Genomic DNA, 25,948 nt, shown 5'->3' with positions numbered 1-25,948 from the left:
TCGAAGCGTCAACCAGTATGACGAGCTGTCTGGTCTGTCTGCCTACACCATCGCAATCCCGCGGGCCGCACTCAACAGCTCATACTCCCTTTCGCTCCACTGCCGCAGCTCGGCTGTGCGTACGGCGTCGCGACACAGGTCCAGAAACACCTCAGCTCCCTCGCAGAAGCACTCGCGGGCAAAGTCGCCCGAGCCGCTTGCGACGCACGCGCCGTCGGCAAAGAGCTTCCAGCTAGACGGCTCACGCAAATCGTCTCCGAACAACTTAATCTGTAGCACATGCGGATTGCCAGCAGCGCAGAGCTCTTCCTCGAGCTTCTGTACCGTGAAGCGCATCTGGTGGGAGAGGCTGTTCTTGACCATGGCCGAGGCATAGCCGCTCGGCTCGTCCAGAAGATGCATTCGTTTTGGCTTGGCTGCCAGGTTGTGGAAGTTGCGCTCGCTGCGCACAGAGAAATTGTCCATACGGACTCCTTTCATCGATGTTGGCAGGGCCACCGTGCCTTTTGGCCGGTTGGCGTCGGGATCGTGGAGCCAACTCTCTACCCCGACTCTGGATAAAACGTGCCGACTCCTTGCGGGCAAGAGGAAGTCTATCAACGTGTACGGACTCAGCGTGTACGGACGGAAATCAAACGCCGCCTGCGAAATGACGCGTGAACGGCGTTAGTTTCCCAAGTGATTATTCGGCTTTCATCCGGAAAAGTGTCGAAATAGGCACCTTAAAACTTCGGAAAAGTGTCAAATTCGATAGGCAAATTATCCGGAAAAGTGTAGCTGGATGCCAAAACAGCACTTAGAAGCCGGTGCTGGATGCGGGATCCTGTGGTCGCCTTCAGCCCTCGCTACTCGTCGTCCTCGTCGTTGGGGTCGCCCTTGAGGGTGTTGATGTCCAGGTACTGGTTATCGTCCTCTTTTTGCTGGGTTTCCGACTCCGCTTGGGTGGGGCCGCGGAACAGCTGGAATCCCTCAAACGCAATGACACCGAGCAGGGCAATGACAATGGCGATAAAGGCAACCTTGACTGCCTGCGGAAATTCCGAGAAACGCAGCGCCTTTTCCTTGGCGTAATAATCGGCGAAGCGCTCTTCGCCCGTGCTTTTGGTATACGCCGGCGCGGACGCGGCCTCCGGGTCATATTCCGGTGCAGGCGTGGCAGCGTACGGATCGTTGAGATAATCGCTCGATGCGGTGCCATAACCCTCGGTCTCGATGCGACCATTGCCAGCATAGTCATCGGAATAATCGGAATATGCTGCACCGCCCTCATAGTCCACGGCGCTCGTGTTGGTGGCAAAAAGCGGGTTAACTGGAACGTCGAGCGCCGGCATGCCGGTAGAGGTCTCATCCAGATCGGCTGTGGCCCAGGAATCGTAGGCAACCTGATGGGCAACGGGCTCGTCGAGCCTTGCGATCGGAGGCTTGCGTGCCGCAGGAACAGGCAACTGCTGGGCGCTGTACATAACGGTGCTGTCGGCCGATTTGCCCTGCGTCGCTGCAGCGAGAAATGCCGCGGTCTCGGACGGGTCGCTTGCGGGGCGGGGAGCGGTCGTGGGCGCCGAAGTGGGTGCGGGCGTAGGCGCGGGCGTCGAAACAGCCAACTGCGCAGGAGTCGGCGCAGATGCGGTCTTAGGCGCAAGTGCGGGATTGGGGTTTGACGGGCGAGTCCCGCCGCCCATGAGTTCGTCGGCGGTCCACGGGCGATCATCCATCACGTCGTCAAGGCTCAGCGAAAACAGGTCGTCTTCACCCTCATCGAACATGCGGTGCACATGTCCACCAATTGCCGGAATCAATCCGCGATCGGTGCATGATGCCTTGCTCAACGCCATTCTATTCCATCCTTTCGAAATACCAATGACATCGATTATATGGAACTTCCCAAGCGGCTCGGTCTTGGATTCGTGCTTTCCAGAACTCGCGCCCAAAAGGGGAGGGGCAATCCAAGCGAGTGCCTACTTGTCGCCGGTCGCCGCCTTGGCCTCATTGAGGTAGCTATAGAAGCTGTACTTGGAGATGCCAAAGAACTCGCAGGCGCGCTCGCTCGACTTGGAAATGAGGAAGGCACCGCGACGGTCGAGGTAGCCAATGGCACGAATGCGCTCGTCTTTGGTCATGAGCGCCGCGGGCTTGCCCACAAACTGTTCGCACTCGCGCAGTAGGTCTTCGAGCAGGTCGCCGATGTTTTTGGTGATGGGCTCGGGCTCGGTATAGCCCGTGCCGCCGGTGCCGGTGAAAGCGTCGAGCGAGCGCTCAAAAGCCTTCATAAGCGTAATGTCAAAGTTGATGCCCAAAATGCCGACGGGCTTGCCTTCGTCGTTGCGGATAAAGATGGTCGAGGACTTGAGCAGCTTGCCATCGGCGGTTTTGGTGAGGTATGGCTCGCGGTCGTGCACGTCGGTGGTGCCATCGTGCATGGACTCAAGCACAATATGGCTGGGACCGTCACCCAGTTTGCGCCCGCTGACGTGGCCGTTTTCGATCACTACGATGGAGTGGTCCACGTCCTCGGTCTCCAGATCGTGGACGACGACTTCGCAGTTGGGGCCAAACTGGAGCGCCAGACCGTGTGCGAGGCGCTTGTAAAACTCAATCTGTGACGGGGTCATGGGTGCCTTCCTAAAAATTAGTTTGGGCATACTTTGTCATAAACCACACCTGTTCGCAAATAACGAAAGCGTTGCTGCGTTATGTAACCGTTCGTCGGCGAAAAGGTACCGATTACGGCAACAAACAATTTGTTAGGTTTGCCAATCAAAAAGTGTGATAGAACAGTGCTAACAAACTTTTTGTTTGGCATCCACATAAAAGTTCAGTCGCATGAATGGGAATGGGCTGAAACGCGTATGCGGGGGCCGGCAAGAGAGGACTTAAGGAGTTCACCGTATGGCCGATAAGATCCAGTGGGCGGGCAACACGATGCCCAAGAGCGATGACAAGCACTTGGGAATCATGAGCCTCGACCACGTGAAGAAGGCCCGTGCCTTCCACCAGTCGTTCCCCCAGTACACCGTCACTCCGCTTGCCCGCCTGGACGGCCAGGCCGCGCGCCTGGGCCTGTCCAACCTGTGCGTTAAGGACGAGAGCTATCGCTTTGGCCTCAACGCCTTTAAGGTCCTGGGCGGCTCGTTTGCCATGGCCAACTACATTGCCGACGAGACCGGCAAGGACGTTGCCGAGTGCACCTTCGATTACCTGACCTCCGATCAGCTTGCCAAGGACTTTGGCCAGGCCACCTTCTTTACCGCCACCGACGGCAACCATGGCCGCGGCGTGGCATGGGCTGCCAACAAGCTCGGCCAGAAGGCCGTCGTGCACATGCCCAAGGGTTCCACCAAGCCCCGCTTCGATAACATCGCCGCCGAGGGCGCCACGGTGACCATCGAAGAGGTCAACTACGACGAGTGCGTGCGCATGGCCGCCGCCGAGGCCGACGCCTGCGAGCGCGGCGTCATCGTTCAGGACACCGCCTGGGAGGGCTACGAGAAGATCCCGTCCTGGATCATGGAGGGTTACGGCACCATGGCTTCCGAGGCTGCCGAGCAGCTGCGCGAGATGGCCATCAACCGCCCGACGCACGTGTTTGTCCAGGCTGGCGTGGGTTCGCTCGCCGGCGCCGTGGTGGGCTACTTCACCAACCTGTATCCCGATAACCCGCCCACCTTCGTCGTGGTCGAGTGCGCTCCGGCCGCCTGCCTGTACAAGGGCGCTGCCGCCGGCGACGGCGACCCGCGCATCGTGGACGGCGACATGCCCTCCATCATGGCCGGCCTGTGCTGTGGCGAGCCCAATATCCTGGGCTGGGATATCCTGCGCAACCACGCTACCGCCTTCGTGTCCTGCCCCGACTGGGTCACCGCTCGCGGCATGCGCACCCTAGGCGCCCCCGAGAAGGGCGACCCGCGCGTCATCTCCGGCGAGTCCGGCGCTGTGACCACCGGCCTGGTCGAGACCCTCATGCTCGATCCCGAGTACGCCGAGCTCAAGGAGCTCATCGGCCTGGACAAGACGAGCTCCGTGCTCTGCTTCTCCACCGAGGGCGACACGGATCCGGATCAGTACCGTCGCATCGTCTGGGAAGGCGAATACCCCACTTGCTAATCGTTGGGGCGGAGTAAATAGGTATCGCTCCGCCACCTCACAGGTAGATTCCTTCGTTTGAAAGGTTATGAACAATGGCTAAAGAACTCGATTTCGACGCTATCAAGGCTGCTGCTGAGTCTCATCGTGCTGATATGACTCGCTTCCTGCGCGCTATGATCTCGCATCCCTCTGAGTCTTGCGAGGAGGGCGAGGTTGTCGCCTGCATCAAGGCCGAGATGGAGAGCCTTGGCTATGACGAGGTCAAGGTCGACGGCCTGGGCAACGTTATGGGCTTTATGGGCGAGGGCGACAAGATCATCGCCATCGACTCCCACATCGACACCGTCGGCATCGGCAACATCGATAACTGGGATGCCGATCCCTATGAGGGCTACGAGACCGACGAGATCATCTACGGCCGCGGCGGCTCCGACCAGGAGGGTGGCATGGCTTCTGCTACCTACGCTGCCAAGATGATGAAAGACATGGGCCTCATCCCCGAGGGCTACAAGATCATGGTCGTCGGTACCGTCCAGGAAGAGGACTGCGACGGCATGTGCTGGCAGTACATCTACAACAAGGACGGCATTAAGCCCGAGTTCGTCATTTCCACCGAGCCCACCGACGGTGGCATCTATCGCGGTCACCGCGGCCGCATGGAGATCCGCGTCGACGTTCACGGCACCTCCTGCCACGGCTCCGCTCCCGACCGCGGCGACAACGCCATCTACAAGATGGCCGACATCATCGCCGACGTCCGCGCTCTCAACAACAACGGCTGCGACGAGTCGACCGACATCAAGGGCCTCGTCAAGATGCTCGACCCCAAGTACAACCCCGAGCACTTCGAGGACGCCCGCTTCCTGGGCCGCGGCACCTGCACCGTCAGCCAGATCTTCTACACCAGCCCCAGCCGCTGCGCTGTCGCTGACTCCTGCGCCATCTCCATCGACCGTCGCATGACCGCCGGTGAGACCTGGGAGTCCTGCCTGGACGAGATCCGTAACCTGCCGGCCGCCAAGAAGTACGGCGACGACGTGAAGGTCTCCATGTACATGTACGACCGTCCGTCCTGGACCGGCGAGGTCTACGAGACCGAGGCTTACTTCCCCACGTGGATCAACAAGGAGACCGCTCCGCACGTCAAGGCCCTCGTCGACGCCCACAAGGCCATGTTTGGTGACGAGCGCATCGGCTGCGAGCCCAGCATGGACAAGCGTACCGGTCGCCCGCTGTGCGACAAGTGGACCTTCTCCACGAACTGCGTTTCCATCCAGGGTCGCTATGGCATCCCCTGCGTCGGCTTTGGCCCGGGTGCCGAGTCTCAGGCTCACGCTCCCAACGAGGTCACCTACAAGGACGACCTGGTCACCGCTGCCGCCATGTACGTGGCTGCCCTGAACCTCTACGATCCGAGCCAGGCCGATGGCGATGCCACCGTGTTCCGCGCCGGTCTGACCAACAACAAGATCGACTAGTCCCATTCCTCGATCTTGTTGAGCCGGGGACAGTTTATGCCCCCGGCACCTCCTGTTGACTTGGGGCCCGCGGTCGTTATCTCCCATGCTTCCTCAACGGTAGCGGGTCCTCGTCATAGCGCTCTGCATGTTCTAGCCACACGCGCATGCCGGAGCACATTTACTCATTGCGATCGTTTCACCTTTAGAAAGGACATTTACATGGACGCCAAGTTTACCGAGCTCGTCGAGCAGCTGAACGGCCTCGATTTTAAGGGTATGTACGGCAGCGACTTCCTGCACACCTGGGACAAGACCACCGATGAGCTCAAGGCGCTCTACATCGTCGCCGACGCCCTGCGCGAGCTGCGTGAGAACAACGTTTCGTCCAAGATCTTCGACTCCGGCCTGGCCGTCTCCCTGTTCCGCGACAACTCCACCCGTACGCGCTTCTCCTTCTCTAAGGCTGCCAACCTGCTCGGCCTTGAGCTGCAGGACCTGGACGAGAAGAAGTCCCAGATCGCTCACGGCGAGACCGTCCGTGAGACCGCTACCATGATTTCCTTCATGGCCGACGTCATCGGCATCCGCGACGACATGTACATCGGCAAGGGCGACGCCTACATGGCCGAGGTCTCCGAGTCTGTCCAGCAGGCTTACGAGGACGGCGTTCTGGATCACCGTCCCACGCTCATCTCCCTGCAGTCCGATTCCGACCATCCCACGCAGTCCTCTGCTGACATGCTCTACCTCATCAACGAGTTTGGCGGCCTCGAGAACCTCAAGGGCAAGAAGGTTGCCGTCACCTGGGCCTATTCGCCCTCTTACGGCAAGCCGCTGTCCTGCCCGCAGTCGCTGATCAGCCTGCTGCCCCGCTTTGGCATGGACGTCACCCTGGCTCACCCCGAGGGCTACGATCTCATGCCCGAGGTCGTCGAGCGCGCCAAGGGCTATGCCGCCGAGTCCGGCACCACCTTTAAGCAGGTCAGCACCATGGCCGAGGCCTTCGAGGGCGCCGACATCGTGATCCCCAAGAGCTGGGCTCCGTTTGCCGCCATGGAGAAGCGTACCAACCTGTACGCCGAGGGCGACGACGCCGGCATCGCTGCGCTCGAGAAGGAGCTGCTCGCTCAGAACGCTACGCATCAGGATTGGTGCTCCACGACCGAGCTCATGGAGAAGACTGCCAACGGCCAGGACACCATCTTTATGCATCCGCTGCCCGCCGATATTTCCGGTGTCTCCTGCGAGCACGGCGAGGTCAACGCCGACGTCTTCGACATGCACCGCGTGGGCATGTACAAGGAGGCCAGCTACAAGCCGTACGCCATCGCTGCCATGATGTTCCTGCAGAAGGTTGCCGATCCCGCCGCTACCCTCAAGGCCCTCGACGAGCGCAACACCGCCCGTTGGCTCCAGGCCTAAAGCTGGGCTGAGAAATGGCTAAGCGTATTGTTGTCGCCTTGGGCGGAAACGCCCTCGGCGCCAACCTTCCCGAGCAGATGGAGGCCGTCAAGACGACTTCTAAGGCCATCGTCGACCTGATCGAGGAAGGCAACGAGGTCGTCGTCGTGCATGGCAACGGCCCCCAGGTGGGCATGATCGCCAACGCGATGGCCGAGCTCACGCGTTCTAATCCTCAGAAGTACATTCCCTGCCCGCTGTCCGTTTGCGGCGCCATGAGCCAGGGCTACATTGGCTATGACCTGCAAAACGCCCTGCGCGAGGAAATGCTCGACCGCAATATCGACAAGGGTGTCGCCACCGTGCTCACCCAGGTCGAGGTTGCGGCAGACGATCCGGCCTTTGCCGACCCGGTCAAGCCGATTGGTCCGTGGATGAGCGAGGCCGAGGCCAAGGAGCTGGAAGCCGACCGCGGCTATCAGTTCATCCACGACGAGAAGCAGGGCTTCCGTCGCGTGGTTGCCTCGCCCAAGCCCGTGAACATCGTCGAGCTCGACACCATTAAGTCGCTCGTCGAGTCCAACCACGTGGTGATTTCCTGCGGTGGTGGCGGTATTCCCGTCACCAAGGCCCAGGGCAACCACCTTAAGGGCGCTGCTGCCGTCATCGATAAGGACTTTGCGGCCGAGAAGCTCGCCGAGCAGCTCGATGCCGATGCCCTGATTATCCTGACGGCCGTGGAGAAGGTTGCCATTGGCTTTGGCACCGACCACGAGCAGTGGCTCGACACGCTGACCGCGGCTGACGTAAAGCGTCTGTCCGAGGCCAACGAGTTTGGTCGCGGCTCCATGCTGCCCAAGGTCCAGGCAGCCTCGACGTTTGCCGAGAGCAAGCCGGGCCGCACGGCGCTCATCACGCTGCTCGAGAAGGCGCGCGATGGCCTTGCCGGCAAGACCGGTACCACGTTTACCGGCGACGCTGAGTAGGCATATCTGCACCATTGAGGAGGGTGCCCTGCGTCGCGGGGTGCCCTCCTTTGTGCTATGGGGAGCCAAGGGGCGTTCGCTGGAAAACGAGTGCGTGCCTGTTCCGACGGAGTGCGAGCTCGGTATGGTGGGTATAGCAGCTATGGTGTCCAAGGCAGCCAGGGGGGTTTGCGGAGATGAAACTCGGTTGCGTGATTATGGCTTCGGGCGAGGGCAAGCGGTTTGGCTCTAACAAGATGCTCGCCGATATCTATGGCGAGCCGCTGATTGCCCGGACCATCGATTCGGTTCCCCGGGGCTTTGACGTCGTGGTTTCGACGCGTTGGCCCGAGGTCTCCCAGATTTGCGAGGACAAGCATTGCCCGTGCGTGCTGCACGATGGCGAGCTGCGCAGCGAAAGCGTCCGTGCGGGCCTTTCGTGGGGAGTCGAACGCAACTGGAAAGGTTGCCTCTTTTTACCGGGCGACCAGCCGCTCGTGAGTTCGGATTCTTTTGAGGCTATGGTTCGTGCATTTGACGAGTGTGGCCGCAAACATCCGGTGCGTCTTGCGTGTAACGGTGAGCCTTCGAGCCCGGTGCTCTTTCCGGCGGAACTGTTCGATGCACTTATGTGTCTTGAGGGCAAGGACGGCGGGGGCTCGATTCTCAAAGGTCGCACCGACGTGGTGCTGGTCGAGGCGCGTGCCTACGAGCTGTGGGACGTCGATACCGTCAAGGGACAGCGACGCATAACGGAGCATATTGCCGCCTGCTCGTATTTTGATCGCGTGGCCAACTGTATTAATCAATAAGGAGCAACATGATCATCATCAAAAACGGCGCGCTCGTGACGCCCCAGGGGCTTCGCCGCGCCGATCTTGCCATGGAGGGCGACAAGATTGTGCGGATTGCCGCGGCGATTGAGCCGGCCGAGGGCGATACCGTCGAGGATGCCGTGGGCTGTTGGGTGTTCCCCGGCTTTATCGACGGCCACACGCACATGCAGTGCTGGACTGGCATGGATTGGACAGCCGATAGCTTTGAAACCGGCACGCGTGCGGCTGCCTGCGGCGGTACGACGACCATCGTGGACTACGCGACGGCCGATCGCGGCGTGACCATGCCCGACGCCCTTGCCGAGTGGCATCGCCGTGCCGACGGAACCTGCACGGCCAACTACGCCTTTCATATGGCACTCGCCGAGTGGAATGAGCGCAACCGCGCCGATCTTTCGGCTATGCGCGAGGCGGGCGTATCGTCGTTTAAGACCTACTTTGCCTATGACCACCTGCGCTTGGACGATGCCGAGACACTCGAGGTGCTGGAGGAGCTCAAGCGCGTGGGCGGTATCCTGTGCGTGCATTGCGAGAACGGCACGTTGGTCAACGCGCTGCAGAAGCGCGTGTTTGAGCAGGGTATCCACGGGCCTGAGGGCCATGCGCTCAGCCGTCCGGACGTGTGTGAGGCCGAGGCCGTGAGCCGCCTGCTGTATCTGGCTCACTTGGCCGGGGACGCTCCGGTCAACGTGGTACACCTTTCGACCAAGCTGGGGCTCGAGGCCATTCGCGCTGCCAAGGCGCGCGGGCAGAAGAACATTTATGTCGAGACCTGCCCTCAGTATCTGATGCTCGACGACACCTGCTATCTGGAGCAGGGCGAGGACGGCTTTGCGGGTGCCAAGTATGTGATGAGCCCGCCGCTGCGCCGTGCGGGTGACCGTGCGGCACTGCGTGAGGCGCTTGTGGCCGGCGAGATCGATACGATTGCGACCGACCACTGCAGCTTTAACCTGCACGGGCAAAAGGACCGCGGGCGCGACGACTTCCGCGCGATTCCCAACGGCGGGCCCGGCGTGGAGCATCGTCCCGTCGCGATTGCCACGAGCTTTGAGGGACAGCTGGGACCCGAGGATCTGTGCCGTTTGATGAGCGAGAACCCGGCGCGCGTGTTTGGCATGTACCCGCGCAAGGGCTGTCTTGCCGAGGGTGCCGATGCCGACGTGTGCGTGTGGGATCCTTGCGCGCGTTGGACGATCAGCGCCGCGACGCAGCATCAGGCCGTGGACTACACGCCGCTCGAGGGCTTTGAGGCACATGGCCGCGCCAAGGCCGTGTTTGTGAACGGCGTGCTGGCTGCGCGCGACGGTGAGCCCACCGGAGCTCAACCCGGCCGTTACGTGCCCCGCTAGCAGCAAAGATGCCGTGTCCCCTCCGCAGTTGCGGTGAAATACGGACTGTTTGCGGCCGTTAGGCGGCCAAACAGTCCGTATTTCACCGCAACTGACGAGATGGGGCCGGCTACTTGAGGCTGGTGGCGATGAGGGGGCGGTTGAGGGCTGCCTCGAAGCGATCTGCCATCGTGGGGTCGCTGAGCGTGTCGACTTGGTTGAGCATGATGCGGGCATTGTTGAGGTTCAGCATCCGCAGCTCGGCATTGAGCACCTGGGCGACACGCTCTGGGGTGGCGATGTCGGTGAGCTCGCAGCCGCAACGCTCGCAAAAGAGCTCGGGGCGGTGGACGGCTTCGTTGATGGGCTTGCTGAGCCCCGAGGCGCCGATGAGCCAGATGACGTTGGCCGTGCCGGCGGGAACGACCGGCTCCCACGGGGCGTGCGCCTTGAGCGGGAGCCGCTTGCTGCCGTCCGCCTCGGCCAGGACGTAGTCAAAGCGCTGCGCCAGCTGGTCGAGCGGCTCGGCAGGGGAGGAGAGCTTGCCCGTCTGGGGGTCCAAGACGCCCGCCTGGCAGATGCTTCCCCGCACAAGCCCCGCGCAGGCCTCGCAGGTGCAACCGGGGACATGCGCGGCGCCCGGCTTCCAAGGTACGGCGTCCAGGCGACGGCTCGACCCGTCCCACGGCACGCCGGCGACGGGGAACATATGCGTGGTGGTGCAGAGGAGCACGCGGCCGCCAGCGCGCATGAGCTCAAGACCCAGCGTTTTGAGCAACGTCGACTTGCCACCGCTGCCGATAATCGCGGTAATGCCCGGCTCGATCCTGAGCGCCGAGGGAAGATTGCCGCTAACCGTTTCCATCTGTTCACCGCCGTATAATACTGTGATAATAAATAATCATCAGAGTAGCGGTCGAACCGCTTTTGCTCTGCTCAAACCGTAGCACAGGGAGGTGCCCCGGGAATGCTCGTTTATGTTCGCGGCGCCGGCGATATCGCCACGGGTGTCGCCGCTCGCTTGGTGCGCGCCGGCGTGTCGGTCGTTATGGCCGATATCGCGGTTCCCACGTGCATCCGACGCACAATCAGTTTTTGCGAGGCTATTCGCCTGGGCGAGGTCCAGGTCGAGGGCATTCGCGCTCGCTTGGCGCAGACGCCGGCAGAGGCGCTCGAGATTACCCAAGCGGGGGATGTTGCCGTCGTGGTGGACCCTCAGGCCAAGATGCTCGATGAGCTTAAACCCGCGGCTGTGGTCGACGCGATTTTGGCCAAGCGCAACCTGGGCACCACGCGCGACATGGCGCCTACCGTCATCGCCGTGGGGCCGGGCTTTACCGCGCCGGTCGATTGCGACGCCGTGGTCGAGACCATGCGCGGGCATTTTTTGGGCCGTGTCATTACCCAGGGCTCGCCCCAGCCCAACACGGGCGTGCCGGGCGTGATCGCCGGCTATGGCAAGGAGCGCGTTATCCACAGCCCCGCCGCCGGCGTGTTTCGGTCCGACCGCGCGATCGGCGACATCGTGAGCGCCGGAGACGTGATTGGCTACGTGGGCGATTCGCCCATGTGCACGCAGATCGATGGCTGTCTGCGCGGGCTTTTGGCGAACGGCGTGCAGGTGACTGAGGGCTTTAAATGCGCCGATGTCGACCCGCGCGGCGATGCCAGCTATATCAACTACATTTCGGACAAGGCGACGTCGGTCGGCGGCGGCGTACTCGAGGCGCTCGCCATGCTCACCGGTGTATTCCAGGGATAGGAAATTGCAATGGAAAAGCTCGATGTGGTGAATGCTGCGCTTGGCGCTCTGAAGGCTGGTAAGACGTGCGAACTCGTGGTCGTGGCCGGCACGGCAGGGTCATCGCCGCGCGGCGTGGGCGCCTGGATGGCCGTCTTTGCCGATGGCAGCCAGGCGGGCACTATCGGCGGCGGCAAGATCGAGCTCTTTGCGCTGAACGAGGCGCGCGAGCTTCTGAGCGCGGGACAGTCACGTCTGGTCCGCTACACCATGGGCGGCGAGAACTCCGATACCGGCATGATCTGCGGCGGCGCCATCTGCCTGTGCTACCTGCATCTGGATGCGACTCAGGCACCGTTGTTCCAGGAAATTGCTGACGTTTTGGCGTATCGACGCATCGGCGACTTCGTCATCGACTTTGAGCCGTTTATCGCGAGCGCGTTCGAGGGCGATGTGGTCGAGTACCATGGCGAGGCATCGCGCCGCACCATTGCGGGCTGCCCCGGGCTTTCGCTGGTGGAGGAGGGGAGTAAGGTCACCTACACCAACGCCGCCTCCGAGATTCCCCCGGCGCACATCGAGACGCTCTGCCCCGAGGGCCTGACCTACATCTTTGGCTGCGGACACGTGGGCGCCGCGACGGCGCGCGTGCTCACGGCCGCGGGCTTTGCCGTTGTGGCGTGCGATGACCGCCCCGGCACGCTGACGCCCGAATGGGTGCCCGGTGTCTACGATCGTCGCCTGGTCGATTACAAGAACCTGAGCGAGCTGTGTCCCATCGGTCCGCGCGACTTGGTGGTCGTGGCCACAGCAGGCCACAAGTCCGATATCGATGTGGTGATTCAGGCCATGCGCGCCAAACCCGCCTACCTGGGCTGCCTGGGTTCGCGTCGCAAGACGGCCTTTGTGCGCGCCCGCCTGGAGCAGGAGGGCTTTACGCAGGGCCAGATCGACGAGCTGCACCTGCCGATCGGCGTTGCCATCGAGGCCGAGGACCCCGAGGAGATCGCCATCTCCATAGCCGCCGAGATGATCCACCTGCGCCGCACCAAGCTCGTTCCCCGTAAACGCTAATCTCATCCCCATCAATAAGTTGCGGTGAAATACGGACTGTTTAAGCCTGTTAGGCCGCCAAACAGTCCCTATTTCACCGCAACTGCTTTTTGGGACCCATTTGTGCGGGGGAGTTGTGGAGTTGTGCAGGCAGACGAGGTTTTTCTGGAAATACGCTCCCGATGCGCGTATAGTACCGATTGTTTTGTCGGCTCCTGCTGCGTCGAGTCCAAACCGCAAAATGCCATGAGCGGCGCGGATGCAGCCAGGAGGCACGAGGACAACCCATCGTGGCCACGCCCCGTGCTTAAAACCCCAAGAAGGAGTGAACAATGGCAGAAGAGAAGTATGTGCCGCGTCTGAAGACCAAGTACAACAACGAGGTCAAGCAGCAGCTTCAGGACAAGTTCCAGTACGAGAACGTCATGATGATCCCCAAGTTTGAGAAGATCGTCGTGAACATGGGTGTCGGCGAGGCCGCTACCGATTCCAAGGCCATCGACGGTGCCGTGCGCGACCTGCGCGCCATCACCGGACAGCAGCCGATGATCACCCGTGCCCGTAAGTCCATCGCTACCTTCCGCCTGCGCGCTGGTATGCCGATCGGCTGCAAGGTTACCCTGCGTGGCGACCGTATGTGGGAGTTCTTCGATCGTCTGACCTCCGTCGCGATCCCCCGTATCCGCGACTTCCGCGGCATTTCCGCCAAGAGCTTCGACGGCCGTGGTAACTTCTCCATGGGCGTCACCGAGCAGCTCATCTTCCCCGAGATCGACTTCGATTCCGTCGATCACCAGCGTGGTATGGACATCACTTTCGTGACCACCGCCAACACCGATGAGGAGGCCAAGGCCCTTCTGGACGCCTTCGGTTTCCCGTTCAAGAAATAGGTTCACCTGCCCTATAAGCGCCGTTCCCACAAGGGGGCGGCGCTTGGGGCGAACAATACTCTATGTGAGGAGGATATAAGTGGCTAAGACATCGATGATCGTCAAGTGCAATCGCAAGCAGAAGTTCTCTACTCGTGAGTACACGCGCTGCCAGCGCTGCGGCCGTCCGCACTCTGTGTACCGCAAGTTCGGCCTGTGCCGTGTCTGCTTCCGCGAGCTTGCACTCAAGGGCGAGCTTCCCGGCGTTAAGAAGGCCAGCTGGTAAGTCACTACCAGCGTTTCAAGCATCAGTTTGGAACAGGGAAAACGCGCTAAAAAGGCTTTGCCGTTAAGGGCGGCGAAGAACCAAGAGCACGTGTTCATCAAGAACGAAGGAGAATCTGTATGAACCTTACAGACCCGATCGCAGATATGCTTACGCGCATCCGTAACGCTAACTCTGTGAACAAGGCCACGGTCTCCATGCCGAGCAGCAAGAAGCTCGTCGAGATCGCTCGTGTTCTGCACGAGGAGGGCTACATCGAGGGCTACGATGTCGAGGACACCGTTCCCCAGAAGACTCTGCACATCACGCTTAAGTATGGTCCCAAGAAGGCTAAGGTCATCAACGGCATCCGCCGCATTTCCAAGCCGGGCCTGCGTAAGTACACCGGCGTTGCCGACATGCCCCGCGTCCGCGGTGGCCTTGGTACCGCCATTATTTCCACCAGCCATGGCGTCATGACCGACCGCGATGCTCGCAAGCACAACGTCGGCGGCGAGATCATCGCTTACGTCTGGTAATTCGCTCGGTAGGTAGAAGGAAAGGAGATCACCGTGTCTCGTATCGGTAATAAGCCTGTCCAGATTCCCGCCGGAGTCGAAGTGGCAGTCAACGGCAACAACGTTGTCGTCAAGGGCCCCAAGGGCCAGCTCGAGCTCGATGTCTTTGAGAAGCTCGCTATCAACGTCGAGGACAACGTCCTCACCGTTTCCCGTCCCGACGACGAGCGTGAGACCCGTGCCCGCCACGGCCTCACCCGCGCCCTCATCCACAACATGGTTGTTGGCGTTTCCGAGGGCTTCGAGAAGAAGCTCGAGCTCGCCGGCGTCGGTTACCGCGTGCAGCAGAAGGGCAAGAACCTCGAGTTCTCCCTGGGCTTCTCGCACCCCGTGATCGTCGAGGCTCCCGAGGGCATCACCTTCGAGGTTCCCGACAACACCCACGTGAACGTCAAGGGTATCAACAAGCAGCAGGTCGGTCAGATCGCCGCTGAGATCCGCGGCCATCGTCCTCCCGAGCCTTACAAGGGCAAGGGTATCCACTACGTTGGCGAGCACATCCGCCGCAAGCTGGGTAAGGCCGCCAAGTAGTCGTAACCGACTCACTCGCATAAGACCAGCACCCCGTCAGGTGCTGGCAAGATCAACCTTTTTAGGAGTTTACGTATGAACAAGCATAAGGCGAAGCTGGAAGGCCTCAAGCGTCGTCAGCGTCGTGTTCGCGGCAAGGTCTCGGGTACCTCCGAGCGTCCGCGTCTTCGCGTGACCCGTACTAACGCCAACATCTATGCCCAGATCATCGACGACAGCAAGGGCTCCAGCCTGACGCTCGTCTCTGCCTCGACCCTCGAGGCCGAGTTCAAGGGCACCCACACCTCGAACAAGGAGGCTGCGGAGAAGGTCGGTCAGCTCGTTGGCAAGCGCGCCATCGAGGCCGGCATCACCAAGGTCGCCTTCGATCGCGGTGGCCGTATCTACCATGGCCGCGTCAAGGCCCTCGCCGACGGTGCTCGTGCCGCCGGTCTCGAGTTCTAGGAGGTATGTAGCACATGGCTCGTAATCAGAAGCAGCAGCGCGAGGCCTCCGAGTTCGAGGAGCGCGTCGTTTACATCAACCGCGTGTCGAAGACCGTCAAGGGTGGTCGTCGCATGAGCCTCGTCGCTCTCGTCGTCGTTGGCGACGGCAAGGGCAACGTCGGCGTTGGCATGGGCAAGTCCGCTGAGGTGCCCATGGCCATCTCCAAGGCGTCTCTCGATGCCAAGAAGAACATGTTCCACGTGCCGGTGACCGAGCAGGGCACCATCCCGCACGAGGTTCTCGGCCACTTTGGTGCCGGCCGCATCATCATCAAGCCCGCTGTCGAGGGTACCGGCGTTATCGCCGGCGGCGCTGTGCGTCCCCTCTTTGAGCTTGCTGGCATCAAGAACGTCCTGTCCAAGTCCCTCGGTACCGACAACGGCCTCAACATCATCAAGGCTGCCGTCGAGGGCCTCAAGGAGCTCTCCAGCCCTGAGGACGTCGCGGCTCGCCGTGGCCTGACGGTCTCCGAGATGTTCGTCGGTAAGGAGAACTAAGCATGGCTGACACCATCAAGATCAAGCAGGTCCGCAGCACCAACGGTTGCAAGCAGGACCAGGTCCGTACTGTCCGTGCCCTCGGTCTCCACAGGATCCGCGAGGTTCGCGAGATTGCTGACAACGAGTCCGTCCGCGGCATGATCTTCAAGGTCAAGCACCTTGTCGAGATTGTAGAGGAGTAGCAAATGCAGCTTCACGATCTTACTCCCGCGCCCGGTTCCACCAAGAACCGCAAGCGCGTCGGCCGTGGCAATTCTTCGGGTCACGGCACCACTTCTGGCCGCGGCCAGAAGGGCCAGGGTTCCCGCTCTGGTGGCACCAAGGGTGCCGGCTTCGAGGGTGGCCAGACTCCGCTGGCTATGCGCCTGCCCAAGCTTCCGGGCTTCCGCAACCCCCGTCGTATCGAGTACACCGCTGTTAACGTTGAGCGTCTCGAGCGTAAGTTCGAGGACGGCGCTGTGATCGACGGTGCCGCTCTTAAGGCCGCTCGCATCACCAAGAGCGAGTTCGAGCCCGTCAAGGTGCTCGGCAATGGTGAGCTCACCAAGAAGTTCACGGTCAAGGTCGACAAGGTCAGCGCTTCTGCGCAGGCCAAGATCGAGGCCGCCGGCGGAAAGGTCGAGCTGCCGTGCTAAATGGTCTTAAGAATGCTTTCCGCATCAAAGAATTGCGCGAAAAGATTCTTTTTACCATAGCTATGCTCGTCGTGTACCGCATTGGTGCGCACGTTCCTGTGCCCGGCATTCCCTTCCAGGGGATGCTGGGCCTTTTCTCGACCGATAACAATTCGGTCGCCGCAGGTGCTATGGCCCTCCTGAATCTTTTCTCTGGCGGCGCGTTGAGCTATGTGTCGGTGTTTTCGCTGGGCATCATGCCTTACATCACCAGCTCGATCATCCTCCAGATGCTCCAGGCCGTTGTGCCTTCCCTGCATGAGCTTGCCCGCGAGGGCGAGGTCGGTCAGACCAAGATTACGCAGTATTCGCGTTACCTCACCTTGGCTCTGGCAATCCTCAACTCCGTGGGTTACCTCTTCCTCTTTAAGAGCTTCGGCATCAGCTTTAATGGCGCCGGCGCTCCCGAGATCATCTTCGACCTCATGATCGTCGGCACGCTCACCGCGGGCGCCATGCTGATCATGTGGATTGGTGAGCTCATCACCCAGCGCGGTATCGGTAATGGCATGTCGCTGATCATCTTCGCGAACATCATGGCCGGTCTGCCGCAGGCTATCTTCTCCAGCACCGAGGGCAACGCCGGTGGCATCATCACCATGGTGATCATCTGCGCCATCATCCTGCTGGTTATCCCGCTGATTGTTTTCCTTGAGCGCGGCCAGCGCCGCATCCCGGTCTCCTACGCTAAGCGCGTCGTGGGCCGTCGCATGATGGGTGGCCAGACCACCTACCTGCCCATCAAGGTCAACACAGCGGGTGTCGTGCCGATCATCTTCGCTTCGGCGCTGCTGTACTTCCCGGCTCAGATTGCCGTGTTCTTCCCCGGCATCGGCTGGATTCAGGCAGTTGCCTCCGCGCTTTCGACCGGCTGGCTCAACTGGGTGCTTAACGTTGTCCTCATCGTGTTTTTCGCGTACTTCTACACGTCCATGGTGTTCAACCCCGATGACACGGCCGACAACCTTAAGAAGCAGGGCGGCTTTATTCCGGGCGTGCGTCCGGGTAGGGCTACCGCGGCCTACATCAAGAACGCGCTCAACAAGATTACGCTTCCCAGCGCTGTCTTTTTGGCGCTCATCGCCATCGTGCCTTCGATCATCTTCTCCTTTACGGGTAACCAGCTAATCCAGGCATTTGGCGGCACGTCCATCCTCATCATGGTCGGCGTCGTGCTCGACACGGTCGATAAGCTCGAAGGCCAGATCAAGATGTATGATTACGATGGATTCTTTAAATAGGCTAGAGGAGGATTGCTCATGAACCTCGTATTGCTCGGAGCTCCGGGTGCCGGTAAGGGCACCGTCGCACAGGAGCTCGTCGCCGAGTTTGGCGTCGCCCACATTTCCACGGGCGACCTGCTGCGTGCTGCCGTCAAGGGTGGCACCGAGCTTGGTATTCAGGCTAAGAAGTACATGGACGCTGGCGAGCTCGTCCCCGACCAGCTCGTGATCGACCTTGTCAAGGAGCGCCTTGCCGCCGATGACGCCCAGCAGGGCTTCATCCTCGACGGCTTCCCGCGCAACACCGCCCAGGCTGTGACGCTCGATTCCGAGCTCTCCGCCATGGGTCGCGAGATCGACTGCGCCCTTCTGGTCGATGTGGCCCCCGAGGTCATTATCGATCGTCTGTCTTCGCGTCGCACCTGCCGCGCATGCGGTTACACCGGCACCGCTGCCGATGCTACCTGCCCCAAGTGTGGCGGCGAGATGTATCAGCGCGACGACGACAAGCCCGAGACCATCAAGAACCGTCTCGACGTCTACGAGAAGTCCACGAGCCCGCTCGTCGACTACTATCGTGGCCAGGGTCTGCTCAAGTCGGTCAACGGTGACCAGGCTCGCGAGACCGTGTACGGGGATGTCAAAGAGGCTCTCGCTCTATGATCAAGATTAAGTCTGCAACGCAAATCGAGCAGATGAAGAAGGCAGGAGCGCTATCTAAGATGGCGCTCCGCCACGTTGGAGCCATGGTGCGCCCCGGCGTTTCCACCTTTGAGCTCGATCAACTCGCGGAGCAGATTATCCGCATGCATGGCGGCACCCCGGCCTTTAAGGGTTACGGCGGGTTCCCGGGGACCATTTGCGCATCGATCAACGATGCCGTGGTCCACGGTATTCCCAACCCCGACATGATCCTGCGCGATGGCGATATCATCTCCATCGATACGGGAGCCGTTGTCGACGGTTGGGTCGGCGATAACGCTTGGACGTTTTTCGTCGGCACCCCCACGCCCGAAGCCAAGGCTTTGTGCGAGGTCACGCGCGATTGCCTTAAGGCTGCCATCGAGCAGGCTGTTCCCGGTAACCATATCGGGGACGTCGGTTATGCCGTTCAGTCCCTCGCCGAGTCTCACGGTTACGGTGTGCTTCGTGATTATGTAGGCCATGGCATTGGCCGCGTGATGCACGAGGACCCCAACGTTCCTAACTATGGAAAGAAGGGGAGGGGCGTTCGCCTCCAGGCCGGCATGGTCATTGCCATCGAGCCGATGGTTACGATGGGTTCCAACCATGTGAGCACGGGCTCCGACGGTTGGATTGTTACGACCAACGATCACCTGCCCGCCGCGCACTACGAGAACACCGTCGCCATTACCAATGATGGTCCGGTGATTCTCACCACGGATGCCCAAGGTGCTTGGTGTTCGCTCCAAGGCGGAGAAATGTAAAAGTCGCCGCCCCCTGATGCCCAACCTCGCCTTTCAATTTCGAAGGCATGACCCCAAGGTCTATGCCTTCTCATTTCAAGGCGATCTTGGGCATCAGGGAACGGCTTTGTTTTACATTTCAAATGTAACAAGTTCCACTTAGTTGTGGAGCCATTACGAAGTTATTACGATGCGTGCATACGTGTTGTAGAATACTCAATCGCTGTCGTTTTCTAGAGAAAGATGATTGCTTGTGAAGAAGGAAGACGCAATTGAGCTCGAGGGTACGGTAAAGGAACCGCTGCCCAATGCCATGTTTAAGGTCGAGCTCGAGAACGGTCATTCGGTTCTGTGCAACATTTCTGGCAAGATCCGAATGAATTACATCCGTATTCTCCCCGGTGACAGGGTTGTCGTGGAGCTTTCCCCGTACGACCTGACCCGCGGCCGCATCACCTATCGCTACAAATAGCGGCACGCATACACGCACTCCATTTCCGACTGCAGGCTTAGCTCAACCTACGGTCGGATTGTGTGTGAAGACCAGCCATAGTTTTAAACGCCTGCGGCTGGGCGAGTAGATAGTAGGGAAGTAGTTTGAGCGCTACCGAAAGGAAGAACGATGAAGGTACGTCCTTCGGTCAAGAAGATGTGCGATAAGTGCAAAATCATTAGGCGCCATGGCAAGGTCCTCGTCATTTGCGAGAACCCCCGTCATAAGCAGCGTCAGGGTTAAGAGAGGAGACTACGTTGGCCCGTATTAATGGTGTCGACCTCCCGCGTGAGAAGCGCGTTGAGATCGGTCTGACCTACATTTACGGCATCGGCCGCACCACTGCGACGAAGATTTGCGTCGAGTGCAACGTTAACGTGGATACGCGCGTTAAGGACCTCACCGAGGATGAGGTTAACGCCATCCGCGATTATATCGATAAGAACCAGATCATGGTTGAGGGCGACCTCCGCCGTGAGCGCAACCAGAACGTCAAGCGCCTTATGGACATCGGCTGCAACCGCGGCCTTCGTCACCGCAAGGGCCTCCCGGTCCGCGGCCAGCGCACCCACACTAACGCTCGTACCCGCAAGGGCCCGAAGCGTCAGATCGGTGCTAAGAAGAAGAAATAAGGAGCGCTAGATAGATGGCTACTGCTAAGAAGAACGTTCGCGCTGCCCGTCTGAAGCGCGCGGACCGTAAGAACATTTCCGTGGGCCAGGCTCACATTCGTTCTACGTTCAACAACACGATCGTTTCGATCACCGATCCCCAGGGCAACGTCATTTCCTGGAAGTCGGCTGGCCAGGTGGGCTTCAAGGGCTCCCGTAAGTCCACGCCGTTCGCTGCTCAGATGGCTGCCGAGGCTGCTGCCAAGCAGGCCATGGAGCACGGTATGAAGAAGGTTTCCGTCTTCGTCAAGGGCCCCGGCTCCGGTCGTGAGACCGCCATCCGCTCCCTCCAGGCTGCTGGCCTCGAGGTCTCGAGCATCCAGGACAAGACCCCCATTCCGCACAACGGCTGCCGCCCCAAGAAGCGTCGCCGCGTGTAACTGAAAGGATCGTATCAATATGGCAATCGACAGGACTCCTGTTCTTAAGCGCTGCCGTCAGCTCGGGATCGATCCCGCTGAGCTCGGTTACAGCAGCAAGAAGGAATCTATCCGTCAGCCCAAGCGCCGTCGCAAGGAATCTGAGTACGGCATGCAGCTGCGCGAGAAGCAGAAGGTCAAGTTCATCTATGGCGTTCTGGAGAAGCAGTTCCACGGCTACTTCAACAAGGCCCGTAAGATGAACGGCGTCACCGGTGAGAACCTCATGATCATTCTTGAGTCTCGCCTCGACAACGTTGTCTTCCGTCTTGGCTTCGCCCGCACCCGCAAAGAGGCTCGTCAGTCCGTCCGTCACGGTCACTTCACCGTGAACGGCAAGCGCGTGGACATCCCGTCCTACCGCGTCAAGGCCGGCGACGTCGTCGCTGTCGGCGAGAAGTTCCGTGACCTCCTCCCCATCAAGGAGGCCCTGATTTCCTCCGAGCGCTTTGAGGTCCCTGGCTGGCTCGAGGTCGATATCGAGAAGCTGTCTGGTAACGTGCTCGCTCTGCCGACGCGTGAGCAGATCAGCGGTGATATCAACGAGCAGCTCATCGTCGAGCTCTACTCTAAGTAGTCCATCCGGGCTGCTGAGGCTGGAGGTAATACATGTCAGAATTCATTAGGCCTCAGGTTCAGGTCGAAGAGATCAACGAGACGTCTGCTCGTGTCTCCGTCGAGCCGCTCGAGCGTGGCTACGGCGATACGCTGGGTAACTCCCTTCGTCGCGTTCTTCTGTCCTCGCTCGAGGGTGCCGCCGTCGAGGCTATTCAGATCGATGGTGCGCAGCACGAGTTCATGACCATCCCTAACATGGTCGAGGATGTCACCGACATCGTCCTGAATGTCAAGGGTCTTGTCTTCAGGGCTCTCGGCACGACCGACGAGGCGACCGCCACTATTTCGGTTGACGGCCCCTGCGAGGTCACCGGTGCGGACTTCTTTATTCCGTCCGAGTTTGAGCTGGTCAACCCCGAGCAGCACATCGCTACGCTCACCGAGGGTGGCCATCTCACCATGAGCATGCGCATCGGCTATGGCCGCGGCTATGTTTCTGGCGAGGCCAACAAGCGCGACAACGATCCCATCGGTGTGATCCACGTCGACTCGCTGTACTCGCCGGTTTCCCGTTGCGCCAAGCTCGTTGAGGCTTGCCGTGTCGGTCAGCACACCGACTACGACCGCCTTGTCCTCGAGATCGAGACCAACGGCTCCATCGCCCCGCGCGACGCCGTGGTCCAGGCTGCCAATATCATCAACCAGCATATGGCCGCCTTTATGAACCTTGCCGAGACCCCCGAGGTCGAGGAGGAGGCTTCGATCTTCGCTCCCGAGGTCACCAACGACAACGCCGAGCTGGACAAGCAGATCGAGGATCTGGACCTTTCCGTCCGTTCCTACAACTGCCTTAAGCGCGCCAGCATTCACTCGGTCCGTCAGCTCGTTGAGTTCTCGGAGAACGATCTGCTCAACATCCGTAACTTCGGTGTTAAGTCGATCGAGGAAGTGAAGGACAAGCTTGAGTCCATGGGCCTGAGCCTGAAGGCTTAATGCTTCGCATATTTGAGGAGAAACTAGACCATGCGTCACAACGTTAAGAAGGGCCTGAAGCTCGGCACCGATGCGAGCCACACCAAGGCCATGAAGAAGAGCCTTGCTAAGGCCCTCTTCGAGAACGACCGCATCAAGACCACCGAGACCCGCGCTAAGGCGCTGCGTTCGGTCGTCGATCCGATCATCACCTGGGCCAAGAAGGGCGACCTGCACTCTCGTCGTCTGGCTATCGCCAAGCTCGGTGATAAGCAGCTCGTTGCCGAGATCTTCGACAAGGCTGCTCAGGGTATGTGGCAGGACCGCAACGGCGGTTACACCCGCATCATGAAGCTCGGCAACCGCAAGGGCGACAACGCTCCCATCGTTATCATGGAGCTCGTCACCGAGCCTTGCACGCCTAAGGCCAAGAAGGCTGCTCCGGCCCCCAAGAAGGCCGCTGCTCCCAAGAAGGTCGAGGCTGTCGAGGAGACTGCTGCTGAGGAGACCGCTGAGTAGACATTCCGTCTGCATAGGCTATATTCGAGGGGTACGTTCGCGTACCCCTCTTTTTTTGTCGAAATGCCATTGCCTGTTTGTTGGGAGCGCCCATGACCGCGCCGTCTGATTTCAATTCGATTCCTGAGCTCGATGCCACGCTCGTTTTCCGCGTGGCCTACGATGGCTCGTCCTATAGCGGCTTTGCCGAGCAGCCTGGCCAGACGACGGTTGCGGGCGAGCTGCGCCGCGCTATCGAGACGCTCCTGCGCCGTCCGATCGACCTGACGTGCGCAGGGCGCACCGATGCCGGCGTGCATGCGGTGGCGCAGTACATTAGTGTGCCCGTAACGGACGCTGAGCTTGTCCTGACGCGCCGTAGGTGGCTGAGGGCCATGGATGCCCTGCTGCCCAAAGATATCGCCATAAACGAGGTCTACAGGGCCCGTAAAGGCTTTTCTGCACGTTTTGACGCGCGTTCCCGTACGTATACGTACCGTATTGCCGATCGCGACGCGCGCCCTGTGCTTTCGCGCGGTGCGGTGTGGTGGCATCGCTACCCATTGGATGTTGAGGCGATGTCTGCGGCCTGTCCCGCGCTGCTGGGCGAGCAGGACTTCAAGAGCTTTTGCAAGGTGGCGTCTGCCGTGGGCAAGCCCACGCACCGCTGCGTGATGCGTGCCGAGTTTGGCCATGAGGTTGCGTTTGGCGAGGACATCCTGACGTTTACCATCGAGGGCAATGCGTTTCTGCATTCGATGGTCCGCACGATCGTGGGCACGCTTGTCGAGATTGGCATGCATCGCCGTGAACCCGAGTGGATGCGCGAGGTCATCGATGCTTGCGACCGTACCGCTGCGGGCCCCACGGCTCCTGCCTGCGGCCTTACGTTTATGGGCGTGGATTACGATCCCGCCGAGCTTGTCGTGCTCGACTAGGGGAGGGCTCGACGCGTCGTGCGTCGGCACCCGTCATCTGTGGGCTGCGCGTGTGCAACATCTGTTCTTGGCGTGCAATACAACCGGTGTCTCATTGCTTTTATTGCCGGGGTGTACCATGAACCACGGTTTGATTCATTGCTGTCGAGAGGACGGATAACTTGGTTCGACGTGGCTCGCATCCGCGACTTTCGGTGATCCTTGTGGTAGAAGGTTCGCCCAGCTATGCGATGCGTGCGCTCGAGAGTATCCAGAACCAAGACCTCTACGATTTGCAGATTGTCGTTGTCTGCCGCGATGCTGCGCCCGGTGTGCGCCATTCGCTTCAAGTTGCTGCCGACAGGGACATTCATATTGATTTGATTGACGTCGAGGACGCGAAGCGCGGTGCTTGTCTTCGTGCCGGTTTTGCTGCCTCGCGCGGCTCTCAAATCATCGCTATGAACGCCGATGAGTGGTTTGCTCCGCAGTCCCTTCCCAAGATGGTCGATATCGCGTGCGATACTGCGGCAGACATAGTGTTTCCCACGGTGTCGCTCGACCGCTATGATGCACATCGAGAGCGCCATTCGCGCGTCTTGGATGCTACTCATATTTCCATTGATAGCAAATCTTCGATGGTGACCGGGCTGCCCCAGTTGATTTTAGGCGGCTTGGTCGCTCAAGTCTCTGGCGTGATGTATGGCCGTCCGCTGTTTGAGGCATGCCTGTCGCACGGCAAGGCGTACCGTACGGTTGAGTTTATGGCATATGCGCTCTCGCAGGCACGATGCGTGTCCGGCTGCGGCGATGCTTGTTTCCACGCGGCGGCACCTAAGCTTACAGATGCCTTTGATCCCACCATGTATGCTAAGGTATCCGATGACACCCGAGCGCTCGACGAGCTTGCGGACTCACTCTCGGAGGCAGATAGCGGTGGTCGGCTCAAGCTGGCAAGCCAAAAGTTCTACTTTGCCGGACTGGTCGCCTGCATCGAGAATTTGTGTCTGAGCCCGCATGGGGTGTCGTCAATCGAGCGTTCCGCCCGCATGCGTGATATGCTCGAGGCGCCTCGAACCCGTCAGATGGTCGCCGCGCTCAAGGATAACCATCGGGGGCTCGGTCTGTTGTTTGGGCCGATCGCCAGCGCCAAGCCCGCGCGCTGCGTGATGTGTACGCATTTGGCAGCTTTTCTTAACCGTACGGGCGCAAAAACCGCCTAAACGGCTCATTTCGAAACAAACTTGCATAGAATTGTTTCGAAATGCGTTCTTATACACAAAAGCCTTCAAATAGCGTTAAACTATTCAATCACTGATTGATTGTCTCCGCCATCTTTTGGAGTGAGGGTTTGTATGGCTAAAAAACGCAATGGGCGCCAGGATGCCATTAGAGATATTGTGCGCAATAAGGACGTCCGTACGCAGCGCGTGCTGGTCGATGAGCTCCGTGCTATGGGCTTTGATTGCACGCAGGCGACTGTCTCTCGCGATATTGCCGACATGGGGCTGCGTAAGCTCCCTGAGGGCATCTATGTTCTGGCAGAGGACCTGCACCTGCAGCGTATGGTTTCCGAGCTCGTAACGGGCGTTCTACGTACCGATAATCTGGTCATGATCAAGGCTCAGCCTGGCACGGCTTCCGGCATCGCCGCCGCCGTTGATGCGGCAGAGTTGCCCGATGTGCTTGGCTCGCTTGCCGGCAACGATACGATTTTGGTTATTGCCCAGACGGCCGAGGACGGCGAGCGTCTTGAGGCGCTGATCAATAAGCTGAGCAATTCTCGCAAGTAGGCGTGCGGGTCGTGCGCTCGGCACTGTGTGCGTGACATGGTGGCTTGTAAGGGGGTATCGACGTTGGTCGGTACCCCCTATATTGTTTGCCGATATAAAGACCGTCCACCAGGTCGCTTTAAACTAAAAGGCCCCCGAGCACTTTAATATGAACTGCACCCCAAAACTTGGACGGCTTAAATAAGAACTACGCCGCAAGGGACT

At 60.1% G+C, this 25,948-nt stretch carries 33 protein-coding genes and 1 riboswitch; of the genes, 29 read left to right on the top strand and 4 right to left on the bottom strand.

What is annotated here, in order from left to right; all coding sequences use genetic code 11:
• Positions 1-42: 42 nt before the first annotated feature.
• The 3 genes from JMJ97_RS00165 to JMJ97_RS00155 all read right to left on the bottom strand — a co-directional run bounded on the left by JMJ97_RS00165 (position 43) and on the right by JMJ97_RS00155 (position 2,609).
• Positions 43-465 carry a hypothetical protein gene (locus tag JMJ97_RS00165; RefSeq protein WP_260698751.1) on the bottom strand — a complete coding sequence of 141 codons (423 nt, stop codon included), beginning with the start codon at positions 463-465 and terminating at the stop codon, positions 43-45.
• An 8-nt stretch (positions 466-473) separates the two neighbouring features.
• Positions 474-564, bottom strand: a riboswitch (SAM riboswitch).
• 281 nt (positions 565-845) lie between these two features.
• The gene (locus tag JMJ97_RS00160; RefSeq protein WP_260698750.1) at positions 846-1,832 is read right to left on the bottom strand and encodes a hypothetical protein; all 987 of its coding nucleotides are present in this window, start codon (positions 1,830-1,832) and stop codon (positions 846-848) included.
• Positions 1,833-1,955: 123 nt separating this feature from the next.
• Positions 1,956-2,609: a helix-turn-helix transcriptional regulator gene (locus JMJ97_RS00155; RefSeq protein ID WP_175406064.1), complete on the bottom strand. Its 654-nt coding sequence runs from the start codon at positions 2,607-2,609 to the stop codon at positions 1,956-1,958.
• Between the two features lie 277 nt (positions 2,610-2,886).
• Here JMJ97_RS00155 and dpaL point away from each other — a divergent pair, with 277 nt between their 5' ends.
• From dpaL to hydA, 6 genes are all read left to right on the top strand, one after another.
• Positions 2,887-4,101 carry a diaminopropionate ammonia-lyase gene (dpaL, locus tag JMJ97_RS00150; protein WP_118266260.1) on the top strand — a complete coding sequence of 405 codons (1,215 nt, stop codon included), beginning with the start codon at positions 2,887-2,889 and terminating at the stop codon, positions 4,099-4,101.
• Between the two features lie 74 nt (positions 4,102-4,175).
• The gene (locus tag JMJ97_RS00145) at positions 4,176-5,561 is read left to right on the top strand and encodes a YgeY family selenium metabolism-linked hydrolase (protein WP_195232234.1); all 1,386 of its coding nucleotides are present in this window, start codon (positions 4,176-4,178) and stop codon (positions 5,559-5,561) included.
• A 201-nt stretch (positions 5,562-5,762) separates the two neighbouring features.
• A complete protein-coding gene (ygeW, locus tag JMJ97_RS00140) occupies positions 5,763-6,965 on the top strand; it encodes a knotted carbamoyltransferase YgeW (protein ID WP_260698749.1) in 1,203 nt (400 codons plus the stop codon).
• A gap of 14 nt (positions 6,966-6,979) precedes the next feature.
• Positions 6,980-7,930 carry a carbamate kinase gene (gene arcC, locus JMJ97_RS00135; RefSeq protein WP_260698748.1) on the top strand — a complete coding sequence of 317 codons (951 nt, stop codon included), beginning with the start codon at positions 6,980-6,982 and terminating at the stop codon, positions 7,928-7,930.
• A gap of 176 nt (positions 7,931-8,106) precedes the next feature.
• Positions 8,107-8,721 (top strand): nucleotidyltransferase family protein, encoded by a 615-nt coding sequence (locus JMJ97_RS00130; RefSeq protein ID WP_260698747.1) that lies wholly within the window; start codon positions 8,107-8,109, stop codon positions 8,719-8,721.
• Between the two features lie 8 nt (positions 8,722-8,729).
• Positions 8,730-10,097 (top strand): dihydropyrimidinase, encoded by a 1,368-nt coding sequence (gene hydA / locus JMJ97_RS00125; protein ID WP_260698746.1) that lies wholly within the window; start codon positions 8,730-8,732, stop codon positions 10,095-10,097.
• A gap of 109 nt (positions 10,098-10,206) precedes the next feature.
• Here hydA and yqeC read toward each other — a convergent pair whose 3' ends face one another.
• Entirely contained in the window at positions 10,207-10,941 is a 735-nt protein-coding gene (gene yqeC / locus JMJ97_RS00120; protein ID WP_260698745.1) for a selenium cofactor biosynthesis protein YqeC, read from the bottom strand.
• 102 nt (positions 10,942-11,043) lie between these two features.
• Here yqeC and yqeB point away from each other — a divergent pair, with 102 nt between their 5' ends.
• The 23 genes from yqeB to JMJ97_RS00005 all read left to right on the top strand — a co-directional run bounded on the left by yqeB (position 11,044) and on the right by JMJ97_RS00005 (position 25,744).
• Positions 11,044-11,838, top strand: coding sequence for a selenium-dependent molybdenum cofactor biosynthesis protein YqeB (yqeB, locus tag JMJ97_RS00115; RefSeq protein WP_260698744.1), 795 nt, complete (start codon positions 11,044-11,046; stop codon positions 11,836-11,838).
• A 9-nt stretch (positions 11,839-11,847) separates the two neighbouring features.
• Entirely contained in the window at positions 11,848-12,891 is a 1,044-nt protein-coding gene (locus JMJ97_RS00110) for an XdhC family protein (RefSeq protein WP_260698743.1), read from the top strand.
• Between the two features lie 311 nt (positions 12,892-13,202).
• Complete coding sequence (rplE, locus tag JMJ97_RS00105; RefSeq protein WP_006235260.1) at positions 13,203-13,760, top strand: 50S ribosomal protein L5; 558 nt, start codon at positions 13,203-13,205, stop codon at positions 13,758-13,760.
• 79 nt (positions 13,761-13,839) lie between these two features.
• Complete coding sequence (locus JMJ97_RS00100) at positions 13,840-14,025, top strand: type Z 30S ribosomal protein S14 (RefSeq protein WP_022094280.1); 186 nt, start codon at positions 13,840-13,842, stop codon at positions 14,023-14,025.
• A gap of 119 nt (positions 14,026-14,144) precedes the next feature.
• Complete coding sequence (gene rpsH, locus JMJ97_RS00095; RefSeq protein WP_006235262.1) at positions 14,145-14,543, top strand: 30S ribosomal protein S8; 399 nt, start codon at positions 14,145-14,147, stop codon at positions 14,541-14,543.
• Positions 14,544-14,576: 33 nt separating this feature from the next.
• Entirely contained in the window at positions 14,577-15,113 is a 537-nt protein-coding gene (rplF, locus tag JMJ97_RS00090; RefSeq protein WP_006235263.1) for a 50S ribosomal protein L6, read from the top strand.
• Positions 15,114-15,188: 75 nt separating this feature from the next.
• Positions 15,189-15,557, top strand: a complete 369-nt coding sequence (rplR, locus tag JMJ97_RS00085) for a 50S ribosomal protein L18 (RefSeq protein ID WP_006235264.1) — start codon at positions 15,189-15,191, stop codon at positions 15,555-15,557.
• Positions 15,558-15,571: 14 nt separating this feature from the next.
• Complete coding sequence (rpsE, locus tag JMJ97_RS00080) at positions 15,572-16,096, top strand: 30S ribosomal protein S5 (RefSeq protein WP_006235265.1); 525 nt, start codon at positions 15,572-15,574, stop codon at positions 16,094-16,096.
• 2 nt (positions 16,097-16,098) lie between these two features.
• Positions 16,099-16,281, top strand: a complete 183-nt coding sequence (gene rpmD / locus JMJ97_RS00075) for a 50S ribosomal protein L30 (RefSeq protein WP_006235266.1) — start codon at positions 16,099-16,101, stop codon at positions 16,279-16,281.
• Between the two features lie 3 nt (positions 16,282-16,284).
• The gene (gene rplO, locus JMJ97_RS00070) at positions 16,285-16,734 is read left to right on the top strand and encodes a 50S ribosomal protein L15 (RefSeq protein WP_006235267.1); all 450 of its coding nucleotides are present in this window, start codon (positions 16,285-16,287) and stop codon (positions 16,732-16,734) included.
• A complete protein-coding gene (secY, locus tag JMJ97_RS00065) occupies positions 16,728-18,014 on the top strand; it encodes a preprotein translocase subunit SecY (protein WP_055252237.1) in 1,287 nt (428 codons plus the stop codon). Before rplO ends, secY begins: the two co-directional genes overlap by 7 nt.
• A gap of 18 nt (positions 18,015-18,032) precedes the next feature.
• On the top strand, positions 18,033-18,659 hold the full coding sequence (locus JMJ97_RS00060; protein ID WP_260698742.1) for an adenylate kinase: 627 nt from the start codon (positions 18,033-18,035) through the stop codon (positions 18,657-18,659).
• Entirely contained in the window at positions 18,656-19,444 is a 789-nt protein-coding gene (map, locus tag JMJ97_RS00055) for a type I methionyl aminopeptidase (RefSeq protein WP_006235270.1), read from the top strand. Before JMJ97_RS00060 ends, map begins: the two co-directional genes overlap by 4 nt.
• 232 nt (positions 19,445-19,676) lie before the next feature.
• Entirely contained in the window at positions 19,677-19,895 is a 219-nt protein-coding gene (gene infA, locus JMJ97_RS00050; protein ID WP_035137443.1) for a translation initiation factor IF-1, read from the top strand.
• Positions 19,896-20,045: 150 nt separating this feature from the next.
• Complete coding sequence (rpmJ, locus tag JMJ97_RS00045) at positions 20,046-20,159, top strand: 50S ribosomal protein L36 (protein ID WP_006363204.1); 114 nt, start codon at positions 20,046-20,048, stop codon at positions 20,157-20,159.
• 14 nt (positions 20,160-20,173) lie between these two features.
• A complete protein-coding gene (rpsM, locus tag JMJ97_RS00040; RefSeq protein WP_022094275.1) occupies positions 20,174-20,548 on the top strand; it encodes a 30S ribosomal protein S13 in 375 nt (124 codons plus the stop codon).
• A 14-nt stretch (positions 20,549-20,562) separates the two neighbouring features.
• Positions 20,563-20,967, top strand: a complete 405-nt coding sequence (gene rpsK / locus JMJ97_RS00035; protein ID WP_006235274.1) for a 30S ribosomal protein S11 — start codon at positions 20,563-20,565, stop codon at positions 20,965-20,967.
• A gap of 19 nt (positions 20,968-20,986) precedes the next feature.
• Entirely contained in the window at positions 20,987-21,583 is a 597-nt protein-coding gene (gene rpsD, locus JMJ97_RS00030) for a 30S ribosomal protein S4 (protein WP_006235275.1), read from the top strand.
• 32 nt (positions 21,584-21,615) lie between these two features.
• The gene (locus JMJ97_RS00025; protein ID WP_006235276.1) at positions 21,616-22,557 is read left to right on the top strand and encodes a DNA-directed RNA polymerase subunit alpha; all 942 of its coding nucleotides are present in this window, start codon (positions 21,616-21,618) and stop codon (positions 22,555-22,557) included.
• A 30-nt stretch (positions 22,558-22,587) separates the two neighbouring features.
• Complete coding sequence (gene rplQ, locus JMJ97_RS00020; protein ID WP_055252240.1) at positions 22,588-23,055, top strand: 50S ribosomal protein L17; 468 nt, start codon at positions 22,588-22,590, stop codon at positions 23,053-23,055.
• 92 nt (positions 23,056-23,147) lie between these two features.
• The gene (gene truA, locus JMJ97_RS00015; RefSeq protein ID WP_260698741.1) at positions 23,148-23,972 is read left to right on the top strand and encodes a tRNA pseudouridine(38-40) synthase TruA; all 825 of its coding nucleotides are present in this window, start codon (positions 23,148-23,150) and stop codon (positions 23,970-23,972) included.
• A 203-nt stretch (positions 23,973-24,175) separates the two neighbouring features.
• The gene (locus JMJ97_RS00010) at positions 24,176-25,174 is read left to right on the top strand and encodes a glycosyltransferase family 2 protein (protein WP_260698740.1); all 999 of its coding nucleotides are present in this window, start codon (positions 24,176-24,178) and stop codon (positions 25,172-25,174) included.
• Positions 25,175-25,306: 132 nt separating this feature from the next.
• Positions 25,307-25,744: an arginine repressor gene (locus JMJ97_RS00005; RefSeq protein WP_006235280.1), complete on the top strand. Its 438-nt coding sequence runs from the start codon at positions 25,307-25,309 to the stop codon at positions 25,742-25,744.
• Positions 25,745-25,948 lie beyond the last annotated feature (204 nt).

Origin of the sequence: Collinsella aerofaciens, assembly GCF_025289055.1 — a bacterium.
Taxonomy (GTDB): domain Bacteria; phylum Actinomycetota; class Coriobacteriia; order Coriobacteriales; family Coriobacteriaceae; genus Collinsella.
The sequence above is the reverse complement of the archived record's forward strand: the minus strand, read 5'-3'. Positions and strand labels throughout refer to the sequence as shown.